Annotated in this window: 7 protein-coding genes and 1 pseudogene; 6 read left to right on the forward strand and 2 right to left on the reverse strand. The window is 60.5% G+C overall.

All coding sequences use genetic code 11. From position 1 onward, the window contains the following. Positions 1 to 28 precede the first annotated feature (28 nt). The 5 genes from EN884_RS12030 (at position 29) to EN884_RS12050 (ending at position 5,862) form a co-directional block, all read left to right on the forward strand. A complete protein-coding gene (locus tag EN884_RS12030) occupies positions 29 to 1,168 on the forward strand; it encodes an 8-amino-7-oxononanoate synthase (protein ID WP_024505572.1) in 1,140 nt (379 codons plus the stop codon). Beyond that, on the forward strand, positions 1,165 to 1,800 hold the full coding sequence (bioD, locus tag EN884_RS12035) for a dethiobiotin synthase (RefSeq protein WP_063169254.1): 636 nt from the start codon (positions 1,165 to 1,167) through the stop codon (positions 1,798 to 1,800). Before EN884_RS12030 ends, bioD begins: the two co-directional genes overlap by 4 nt. Continuing rightward, complete coding sequence (locus tag EN884_RS12040) at positions 1,800 to 3,065, forward strand: adenosylmethionine--8-amino-7-oxononanoate transaminase (protein WP_063169255.1); 1,266 nt, start codon at positions 1,800 to 1,802, stop codon at positions 3,063 to 3,065. Before bioD ends, EN884_RS12040 begins: the two co-directional genes overlap by 1 nt. After that, positions 3,062 to 4,045, forward strand: coding sequence for a beta-ketoacyl-ACP synthase III (locus tag EN884_RS12045; RefSeq protein ID WP_063169256.1), 984 nt, complete (start codon positions 3,062 to 3,064; stop codon positions 4,043 to 4,045). The genes EN884_RS12040 and EN884_RS12045 overlap by 4 nt, the downstream gene beginning before the upstream one ends. A 173-nt stretch (positions 4,046 to 4,218) precedes the next feature. After that, complete coding sequence (locus EN884_RS12050) at positions 4,219 to 5,862, forward strand: MFS transporter (protein ID WP_063169257.1); 1,644 nt, start codon at positions 4,219 to 4,221, stop codon at positions 5,860 to 5,862. 234 nt (positions 5,863 to 6,096) lie between these two features. On the opposite strand, the pseudogene hemN reads toward EN884_RS12050, so the two are convergent. Next, a pseudogene (hemN, locus tag EN884_RS12055) lies at positions 6,097 to 7,423 on the reverse strand (oxygen-independent coproporphyrinogen III oxidase). A gap of 464 nt (positions 7,424 to 7,887) precedes the next feature. Continuing rightward, positions 7,888 to 8,244 carry a hypothetical protein gene (locus EN884_RS12060; protein WP_024505577.1) on the reverse strand — a complete coding sequence of 119 codons (357 nt, stop codon included), beginning with the start codon at positions 8,242 to 8,244 and terminating at the stop codon, positions 7,888 to 7,890. Positions 8,245 to 8,925: 681 nt separating this feature from the next. On the opposite strand from EN884_RS12060, the gene EN884_RS12065 reads away from it, so the two are divergent. After that, a complete protein-coding gene (locus EN884_RS12065; protein WP_063169258.1) occupies positions 8,926 to 10,065 on the forward strand; it encodes a porin in 1,140 nt (379 codons plus the stop codon). Positions 10,066 to 10,564 lie beyond the last annotated feature (499 nt).

A 10,564-nucleotide genomic window follows, 5' to 3' on the forward strand; every position in this document is an offset into this window, starting at 1 on the left:
GCATTGAGCCTATGGAACTCGCCACGCAATGAAGGAGGCAATTCTTGCCCGCTATGACGCAACCTTGCGGGGACTGGGGCGCAAGGACCGGTTGCGGACGCTCGCACCGCGCGCCGGGCTCGACTTCTCGTCGAACGACTATATCGGACTTGCCGCCTCCAAAAGACTGGGCGATGCGGTTTCGACGGCGATTGCGCGGGGCACGCCAGTGGGCGCCACCGGATCGCGGCTGTTGCGCGGCAATGCACCGGAACATGAGCAACTGGAGGCGGACGCAGCGGCATTTTTCGGAGCCGAGCGTGCACTGTTCTTCGGCAGCGGCTATATCGCCAACTTCGCTCTGCTGACGGCCCTGCCGCAGAAAGGCGACCTGCTGGTCCTCGACGAGCTCGCTCATGCCAGCATGCATGAGGGTGCCCAGGCCGGGCGCGCTGAGTTCAAGCTGGCCGCGCACAACGACGTCGACGCTGTCGAGGACGCAATCACCCGCTGGCGCGCCGAAGGCGGCATGGGGCGGGTGTGGATCGCCTTCGAAAGCCTTTACAGCATGGATGGCGACCGTGCGCCGATGGAGAGCCTGGTCGCGCTGGCTGATCGGTACCAGGCATTCATCGTCGTCGATGAAGCGCATGCCACCGGCGTCTGGGGACCGGACGGCCGGGGACTGGCCGCCGCGTATGAAGGCCGCGACAACATCGTCACGCTCCACACATGCGGCAAGGCGCTTGGCGCATCCGGCGCGCTCGTTACCGGACCGCGAACACTGTGCGACTATCTTATCAACCGGTGCCGGCCATTCATCTATGCGACCGCACCATCGCCGCTGATGGCAGTCGCGGCACGTGAGGCGCTGACTATTCTGTCTGACGAGCCTATGCGTCGTGCTCAGTTGCACGAGCGTGTCGCTTTCGCGAGCCGGCAATTGGCCGAACGCTGCGGCGTGATGCCCAGCGGCTCGCAGATCCAGCCGCTTGTGATCGGCGATAACAGCCGCACCATGGCGGTGGCGGCAGGACTGCAGGCACGCGGCTTCGACATACGCGGCATTCGCCCGCCGACAGTGCCTGAGGGTACGTCGCGCCTGCGCATTTCGCTGACTCTCAACGTCGACGAAGCCGACATTTCCGCCATGGTCGAGGCTCTCGTCGGAGTGTTGGCCACAGCATGACCAAACGCATCGTCGTCACCGGAACAGACACTGGAATTGGCAAGACAGTGTTTTCGGCCGGACTTGCCGGGCTGCTCGACGGCTTCTACTGGAAGCCGGTGCAATCGGGCCTCAACGAGGAGACCGACAGCGAGGTCGTCGCCCGGCTTTCCGGCTTGCCCGACGGACGCGTGCTGCCCGAAGTCTATCGACTGACGATGCCGCTGTCGCCGCATCGATCAGCCGAAATCGACGGCGTCGCGATCGAGGCCGACGATCTTTCATTTCCGGTCCTGCCGACACCGCTCGTCATCGAAGGCGCCGGCGGGCTGATGGTGCCGCTCAATCGACAGACAAGGTTCATTGACATATTCGAACAATGGCGGCTGCCGGTCATACTGTGCGCCCGCACCGCGCTTGGCACCATCAATCATACGCTGTTGTCGATCGAGGCCCTGAGAGCCCGCTCCATCCCGCTCATCGGCATTGCCTTCATTGGCGAAGAGGTGGCCGATACACAAAGGACAATCGTGGAATTCGGCGGCGTGCCGCAGCTGGGCAGGCTGCCGCACCTCGGTCCGCTGACGGGTGAAACGTTGAGAGATGCAATGATTTCCGGCTTCGACCTGGCCATGATTGCCGGAGGCGACTGATGGCGGAGTCTCGAGTCTGGCATCCGTTCACGCAGCACGCGCTAGAGCCCTCGCTCCCTGAAATCGTGCTGACTGAAGGCGCCTATCTCCACAAGGCCGACGGCTTCCGCATCCTCGATGCGATTTCTTCCTGGTGGGTCGTCACCCATGGCCATCGCCACCCCCGCATCATGAAGGCCATCGAGACGACCGCCTCGAGCCTCGACCAGATCATCTTCGCGGGCTTCACCCACGAGCCGGCCGAACGGCTGGCCGAGGCGCTTGTAGGCATCGCACCCGCCGGCCTCCACCGGGTGTTCTATTCCGACAGTGGCTCGACCTCAGTCGAAGTCGCGCTGAAGATGGCGCTCGGCTATTTCCGTAACATCGGCGCGTCGCGTTCGCGCATCGCCGTCATGGAGCACAGCTATCATGGCGACACCATCGGCACGATGAGCGTCGGCGCCCGTGGCGTCTTCAACGCCGCCTATGAGCCTTTGCTGTTCGAGGTCGACACCATCCCCTTCCCGGCCGCCGGGCGCGAGCAGGAAACGCTGGATCGGTTCGAGGCCGTTAGCCGCGACCGGCGCGCAGCCGCGCTGATCGTCGAGCCGCTGGTGCTTGGCGCCGGCGGCATGCTGATGTATCCGGCCTGGGTTCTTGCCGAATTGAAGAGGATCGCCGAAGCCTCCGGCACGCTCGTGATCGCCGATGAAGTGATGACCGGCTGGGGGCGCACCGGAACCATGTTTGCCTGCGAACAGGCGTCCGTCTCGCCCGACATCTTGTGCACCTCGAAAGGTCTGACCGGTGGTACCATCCCGCTGGCCGCCACGATCGCCACCGATGCCATCTTCCACGCTCACTTTTCGGAGGATCGCAAGAAGACGTTTTTCCATTCGAGCTCCTACACCGCCAATCCGATCGCCTGCGCGGCAGCACTTGCCAATGTCGAGATCTGGCGTGACGAGCCGGTGGCCGAGCGGATCGCGGTCTTGAGCGCGAGGCAGGCCGCGGGGCTGCAACGCTTCCGGGACAATCCATATTTCACCGACTGCCGGACAACCGGCACCATCGCGGCACTCGACCTACGCACCGGCTCAGCCGGTTATCTGGCCGAGATCGGGCCAAAACTGCGCGCTTTTTTCCTTGAGCGCGGCCTGTTGGTGCGCCCGCTCGGCAATGTCCTCTATCTTCTGCCGCCCTATTGCATCACCAGCGACGAATTGGACGGGCTCTATGACGCGATAGAGGAGGCCGGCGAACGCTTCGGCTCGCGGCCATGAACCTATCGTCGCGCGTTCTCGGCTTCGGCCATCATGCGCCGACGCGCAAGGTCGAGAACCCGGAAATCGAAGACCGGCTCGGGCTTGAGCCCGGCTGGATCGAGCGGCGCACCGGAATTCGCTCGCGCTTCTGGGCAACAGACGAAGACACGCTGTCGGGCCTTGCCGCCTCTGCCGGCGACATGGCGCTGACCAATGCCGGTATCGACCGCGGCGACGTCGGTCTACTCTTGCTCGCCACGTCGACGCCCGATCACCTTCTGCCGCCAAGCGCGCCGCTGGTCGCACATCGGCTGGGGCTAGGCCGCGCCGGAGCGATCGACCTGACCGGCGCCTGCGCCGGCTTCATCTATGCGCTGATGTTCGCCGACGGGTTCACCCGCCTGCACGGCAAAGCGAGCCTTGTCATCGCCGCCAACATCCTCAGCCACCGCATCAATTTGGCCGAGCGCGCCAGCGCCGTGCTGTTTGCCGATGCCGCCGGCGCCATGGTGATCAGTCCTTGCGATGACCCGGATCGAGGCATTCTCGGCGCTTCGGTGGATTCCGACGGCTCGCGCTACGGGCTAATCCAGATTCCCGCCGGGGGAAGCAACACTCCGTTCCATGCCGACCTCGACCTCGCGCAGACACGGATGACGATCACTGACGGCCGTGAAGTATTCAGCAAGGCCGTGGAGATGATGACCGCCTGCTCGAGAGATGCGCTCACTGCTGCCCGACTGAGGCCGCAAGACCTCGATCGTTTCGTGCCGCATCAGGCCAATGCGCGCATTTTCGACGCGGTCGGCAGGAACCTCGGCATCGCTGATCACTCGATCGTCAAGACGATCGCCGAATATGGCAACTCTTCCGCCGCGACGATCCCGCTCTCATTGTCGCTGGCCCATCGGGCGCAGCCGTTTCGGCCTGGCGAGAAAGTCCTCTTGGCGGCAGCGGGTGCGGGTCTCAGCGGCGGCGCGCTTGTGGTGGGAATTTAGCAAAGCAATGCTTGCGCACAGGACTGCTCATGAATGAGACTATGAGAATGGCTCAATACGCAAATAGTCGCCGGCAAGCTCCATAGAGCTGGGGTCCGTGCGGTGCTCCGCGATGTCTAAGTATCGACCCGCTTGCTCAAATCGCAGCGCTCATCGAAGGCCAGCAATACCTCATGCAGAGCGAAAATCCCCAACCGCCCGTTTCAAAGACGCTCGCCCCATTTCGAAACAAGGTGTTTCGCTCAATTTGGGCGGCCACCCAGATTTCCAGCCTCGGTTGGCTAGTGCAAACGGTCGCCATCAGTTGGCTTATGGCAACGATTTCAGCGTCCGACCTCATGGTGGCACTCGTCCAGGCCGCATCCACATTGCCGGTGTTCTTCCTCTCAGTTTTCGCCGGAGCCATTGCCGACAACTTCAGCCGCCGGTGGGTGATGTTTGCGGGACACTGCCTGATAGCATCGGCGTCGACGACGCTGATGATTTCTGTGGGTCTGGGATTTGTCAGTCCTTGGCTGATTCTCGGGTTAGGTTTCCTGGCCGGCTGCGGCTTTGCCTTGAATGATCCGGCTTGGCACGCTTCGGTCGGCGATATCCTTCACAAACGCGACATTCCGGCCGCAGTGACGCTTATGTCCGTCGGATACAACATTGTGCGCAGCGTTGGTCCAGCCTTGGGGGGCGTGATCCTGGCCGTCTTTGGGCCGCTGGCCGCTTTCGCCTTGGCTGCGGTGAGTGATCTGGCGCCCATAAGCGCGATATGGCGCACCAAATGGGAGGTCCGCTCTTCGCCTCTCCCTCGTGAGAGAATGACGACGGCAATTCATGACGGAGTGCGCTTTACGGCGATGTCTTTGGAGATCAGGGCAGCGACCGCCCGAGCCGCTCTTTTCGGGTTGGCAAGCATCTCCATTCTGGCGTTGCTCCCCCTCGTCGTCCGGGATCAGTTGAAGAGTGGGCCAATTGTCTACGGTATCTTATTGGCCGGCTTCGGCATGGGTGCTTTCATCGCGGGTATGGGCAACGGCTTCTTGAGGAAGGTCACGTCTCAAAACAGGCTGGTGGCCTTCGCCTCTGTGGCTTGTGCAGTCTGTTGCCTCTCCCTTGCCCTTACATCGTCGCTTCCTGTGGCGGCCATTTCGCTGGCGCTCGGCGGAGCGGGTTGGCTTATCACCTGGACGGGCATTGACGTGTCGGTGCAGTTGGCAAGCCCAAGGTGGGTTGTAGGCCGCACGCTCTCCATTTACTACGCCTTGAGCGCAGGCGGTATGGCTGCTGGCAGCTGGATCTGGGGTTCTGTCGCGCAAAACTATTCCTTGACCTCAGCATTGGAGGGCGCCGCAGGCGCTCTGTTGCTGGTTGCAGCAGCGGGGATCGTGTTGCCGGTCCGTCCCTGGGAAGAAACCGATCAAGAAAGTTCAGTTTTTCATCCGCCGGACGTGGCTCTCGATCTGAAACCCAGAAGTGGCCCTATCGTGGCCAAGGTCGAGTATTTGATATCGGAGGAAAATATCGAGGCCTTTCTGGGCTCCATGCGCACGCGGCGACACGTCCAGAGCCGTGCCGGTGCACGAAACTGGACGCTCCAGCGAAATCTGCAAACACCGTCACTTTGGACGGAGACATTCCGCACCCCCACCTGGATGGACTTTCTCCGCCTAAATCATCGACTCACCGCAGCAGATAAGGAAGTCGCCCAGCATCTCCTGTCACTGCATGAAGGAGAGGTGCCTCCGCAGACAGTGCTTTCGATTGAACGGACGACCGAGGCAATTCGTACCCGTACCTCGACAATCTTTTCTCGTCCTCCAAGATGACGCCATCAAGCTGCTGTCCAGGGACAGGGTGGATCACCGGTGCTTTGCAGAGCACAGCCTCACACCGAGAGCAGCGTGCTCCGGGTTGTGCGCTTTCGCGCGCACCCAGGCGAGATGATGGTGAACGCGGCGTCAAGTGGAAGTCCCCTGCATACGCTTGCGGAGTCTTCTGCGAGAGCCCATGCCGACGAGCGCCAAACAAGGTCTGATGCCTTTCGGCGTCGTGGCCTCAACTCATCGATTCGCGAGAAAAGCATCGAATGCAGCAGCAACGGCGCGAACAACAAAGCGGTGCTCCGGCCGCACGCGGATGAAGCCGTTTTCGACGTCCAGGATCCCCTCCTCAGCCAGCGTCACCAAACTCTCAACTGAATCGAGAAAACGAGCTGGTTCGATTTCGTGGGCGGCACAGATGGTCGGCACGTCGGCCTCCAAATCGCACATCAGTCGCTCGATGATCGCTGCGCGCACCCGGTCATCGTCGGTCAGACGGTGACCCTTTGATGTCGCCAGACGTCCACTTGCGATGTGCCGGGCGTAAGAATCCCGTGTTACTTCGTTCTGAACATACCCCTCGCGGACTCGGCCAATAGCCGACGCGCCGAAGCCGATCACGTTTTGCAAGTATCGGCCGAGTATCCCAGCGAATTACGCCGTAGGCGCCCGGTCTTCTGGCGCTAGCGCAAGTTCGTCGTCCGGCGGAGCGAAATGATCGAGCCCGATCTCCCGGTAGCCAGCGCCAACCAGTGTCTCGGCGACAGTTGCAGCCTGTTCGGCGCGAAGATCGCCGTCCGGTAGACCTGCCTGCTCGATTAGGCGCTGATTCTTTATCACGGAAGGAATATGCGCGTATCCGAACACCGCAAGCCGGTTGGGGCGCATGGCGACCGCAGCCATCGCGGTCTGGATGCAGGACTGCACAGTCTGTTTCGGTAGACCGAAGATGAGGTCGAAGTTGATATGGCCAACGCCATGCCGGCGGAGATTTTGGACTGCAGCGGCCGTCTGCACCTTACTCTGGATCCGATTGATCGCCTTTGCACATCGGGATCAAAGCTCTGCATCCGATGCTCGCGCGGTTGACACCGTTAGCTGCCAGGGCTTCGGCCATTTCCGGTGTGAACGTTCGGGGATCGATCTCCACGGCGATCGCAGCAGTTTTGCTGAAAGCGAAGTGGCGGCGTAGAAATTCCATCAGCGCCAAGTGCTCGGCTGGCCCGATAAGGTGAGGCGTTCCGCCGCCGAAATGCACATCGCTCACCGGCAGCCCTTGCCGCACTTGCTCCGACACCAAACTGATCTCCTGACGCAGCACCGCTAAATAATTAAGGATCGGGCCGTTGCGACGGATGACCGCGGTAGGGAAGCCGCAATACCAGCACATGGATCGGCAAAACGGAATGTGGAAATAGAGCGACACCGATTCGTCGGCCGGGAGGCCCCCCAGCCATTCCTCATAATCGTCAGCACCAACTGCCGCAGAGAAGTCTGGCACAGTCGGATAGATGGTATACCAAGGCGGCCGGGGGTCCCGGTACTTTGTCAGGATTGAGGTGTGCAAGGAGCTGTCATCCCACGTCGCTCATCCATCATTCTTTCGTTGCGCGCTCGTCCTGGTCTCTGACCTAAGTCAGTGCGTCCCGCTTATGTCGCAGTCTCGTTTGGACAGGATGGGGTCAACCACGCCGGGGAGCGCGCGTGCCATGGTTGCGCCTGAGGTGATGGTGCGGTGCCGCATTCAACGTCTGAGTACGTGACGCCAGTGCAGTGTGCTTGAGGCGTCTGCGGAAGAACTTTGCAATGCGAAATTCATGTCCGACGCAACGGACCTGTCAAGCCTCGTTCAGACGCCATCCAGGTCCAGCCAGCGGCCTTCCCTGCCGGCCGAAAAACCATACCGGCTTTAGCCACCGAGACGCTCTAAAGCTGACGTCGGCTCATTTGATGAAAGGAGGACGCCGCTAGGGGGTGCACAAGGTTCCCCGGCTTGACGTCGCTTCGAGCGAAGAGCGGTGTGGCTTGTCGTCAAGCGCCGGGCAGCGTGCCCCCTACCGATATCCCGAAAAGATCGACCAAGATGGCCATGCCGACGCCACACGCGGTCTGGATGAGGCCGACCATGAAAATGCGATTGGCGCGTTCGTAGATGGGGCGCCGCAAGGAACTCATGTCGAGCAGCATGGACAGCGCTCTCATCTGCAGTGCGATGCCGAGCAGGATCGGCACTACGGCGAACAGATCGTAGAGTTGCCATGGCAAGGGGTTCGCGGCCCAATGAGTGAGGAAGCCGAGGGAAAAGGCAAGCAGGATACCCACGGCAGTGATTGTGCCGTTGCGGAAAATGGTCTCGATCGGTTCTTCCTTCGGATCGTGCTCGTCCAAGCGGCTTCCTTTCGTTGCTCTTTCCGTCGAGACTAAGTTCTCGAGAATACTGTTCATCGCCAATTACTCGAGGCGAGCCGTAGGCAGCCGTTTCAGGGTGCGCTCCCTCTCGCTTCCGGCCGCGCAATGTACCTGCACGGCGAACTTACAGCGGCGAAAAGGTGCTGCGGCCACCATGCGACGCCTCGGACGTGCACGCCCTCTGTTCCTGGCGCAGCCCTTGCGGAGCGTACGCGCAGTGATCCTTCTCGGTAGCGGATGGCGCGGCCTCCGTTGCGGTCAGACGGGAAGCCGTCGCTGTTAAACGAGACTGTCACATATCGAACATGGCGAACCGTGTCGCACATTTCTTTTCGCAGTGACCCTCAAAAAAAGTGATTCCAGCGAGACGAAGGCGCGTCGGCCCGATTTTGGTGTCGGCCGCATCTACGCTTCAGGTTGGCATGTCGCTTGCTGCTCTATTCGGAGAGCTGCAGCGGTCCGACCGGAGTGTTTCACATGTAAACGATAATGAATCTCCTAGCAGAAAACACTATTATAAGTACATGTGGCTTTTACGCTGGCTCACCTCTCGTGTCAAGCGCTTTGGCGTCCACATATTGGAGACAACACGCACAAAATTTAGAGGAAAAGCTTGCTCTTTCGCCTCTATCCTTTTTATTCCTTCATGGAGATCTAGACATGTACATCAAGAGTCCTCTTCTCGGCTTAACTGCTCTGATGACCATTTCCGTCGGTCGAGCAGCTGGCGCCGAGCGGGAACCGGCCGAGTACATCAAGATCTGCGACGTCCTCGGCTCGGGATATTCCTATATTCCCAACACCGAGACCTGCCTGCGCATCGGCGGCTATGTCCGTTACGATATCGGCCTGGGTGACGTCCGATCGTATGACAGCGCAAGAACCTCGGACGTGAGAACTGGCGAGGACCAAGGCACTTGGCGAAACAGCACACGCTTCACGTTCAAAACTTGGACCGGCCAGCAGACCGAGCTCGGCGCGTTGACGACCTATACCGAAACCCAGGTGAATTTTGGCAACAGCGCTAACTCGCATGACAGTCCTCAGAACTATGATTTCAACAGCGGCCTCGCACTGGCTTCTGCCTGGGTCGAGCTGGGAGGCCTGCGAGTTGGCAAGGAGGGGTCGGCCTTCGATACGTTTGCAAGCTACGCTGGCAACGTTCTCGATAGTATGCTCGTTCCGTCGGCCGGCTTCGACACCAACGTGGCTCAGTACCACTTCGACGCCGGCAACGGCATTTCGACTGTGATTTCGCTCGAACAAGGATCGGGCTCAGCCGGTACTATCGACAGCTATATTCCGCACGTTGTCGCCGGCTTGAAATACACGCAAGGCTGGGGCTCGATCATCGGCGTCGCGGCTTATGACAGCAATTACGAAGCTTTTGCCGGCAAGATCCGCGTCGACGTCGCTGTCACAAACCAGCTGTCGCTGTTTGGACTCTTCGGCTACGGTTCCAATGCCAGTCTCAACGAGGACTCAAACGGCGCAATTGCCAATCATGGGCGCGGCTCGTACAAAATCTGGAACGGCCAGTGGGCTTTCTGGGCGGGCGCCACCTACGAGTTTGACGAGAAAACTTCGTTCAACCTTCAGGTCTCGGGTGATCAGCTCAAGGATGCTGGTGTGGCTGCAAACGTCGCCTACATGGTCGTTCCCGGCTTCACGGTCACAGCCGAGGTCGATTACGACCACTACGGCAACTCTGGCCTCGGCCCTGCCGAGCCTACCGCCGTCAAGGGCACGAGCAAGCCGAACAGCGTCGGCGGCATTCTCCGCTTACAAGGCTCATTTTGAAATCTCTCCAGTCGCGAGCATGGCAAAGGCACTTGCCTCGACAACGCACGCATGGAGAGCTTCGTTCGCCATCTTGAAGTCTGCATCGACCGTCCACGGCCCATCGTACCAACTAGAAACTGAAAGTTATGAGCCCTGTGTACTACACCTAGCCCTTGACCTGCCCGATGAACCGGCCAGGGGCCGTCAGTTCAAATTCGGGGCCGTTTAGAGGGCAGTGTGAGGCCGTGTTAGGTAAGCGCCACTGCAATGTCGAGGCCGCGACACGCCTGTCGCTTTGGACGGCTGGAATTGCCCTTCGCGGCGCCATTCATTCTCTCAACATTTACGTGATAATGCACGCTGAGTCCGAGCCGCGTGGCAGCACCCATCCTAGGTGTGAGCTTTCGAGAGGTTGTCCATTCGGACCGGACCGAGGAGACTGGAGTTACCACGCTTCAGCATCCATCGGAGGGTCCGAATGAACATCCACAAGAATGCCCGTCTCACACCGCTGCGT

This window comes from Mesorhizobium sp. M7A.F.Ca.AU.001.01.1.1 (assembly GCF_004022735.1).
Lineage (GTDB): Bacteria > Pseudomonadota > Alphaproteobacteria > Rhizobiales > Rhizobiaceae > Mesorhizobium > Mesorhizobium ciceri.

Excerpts from the sequence above, each read along its gene's own strand:
- EN884_RS12065 (WP_063169258.1), top strand. The coding sequence starts at position 8,926 with ATGTACATCAAGAGTCCTCTTCTCGGCTTAACTGCTCTGATGACCATT.
- EN884_RS12050 (WP_063169257.1), top strand. The coding sequence starts at position 4,219 with ATGCAGAGCGAAAATCCCCAACCGCCCGTTTCAAAGACGCTCGCCCCA.
- EN884_RS12040 (WP_063169255.1), top strand. The coding sequence starts at position 1,800 with ATGGCGGAGTCTCGAGTCTGGCATCCGTTCACGCAGCACGCGCTAGAG.
- bioD (WP_063169254.1), top strand. The coding sequence starts at position 1,165 with ATGACCAAACGCATCGTCGTCACCGGAACAGACACTGGAATTGGCAAG.
- EN884_RS12045 (WP_063169256.1), top strand. The coding sequence starts at position 3,062 with ATGAACCTATCGTCGCGCGTTCTCGGCTTCGGCCATCATGCGCCGACG.
- EN884_RS12030 (WP_024505572.1), top strand. The coding sequence starts at position 29 with ATGAAGGAGGCAATTCTTGCCCGCTATGACGCAACCTTGCGGGGACTG.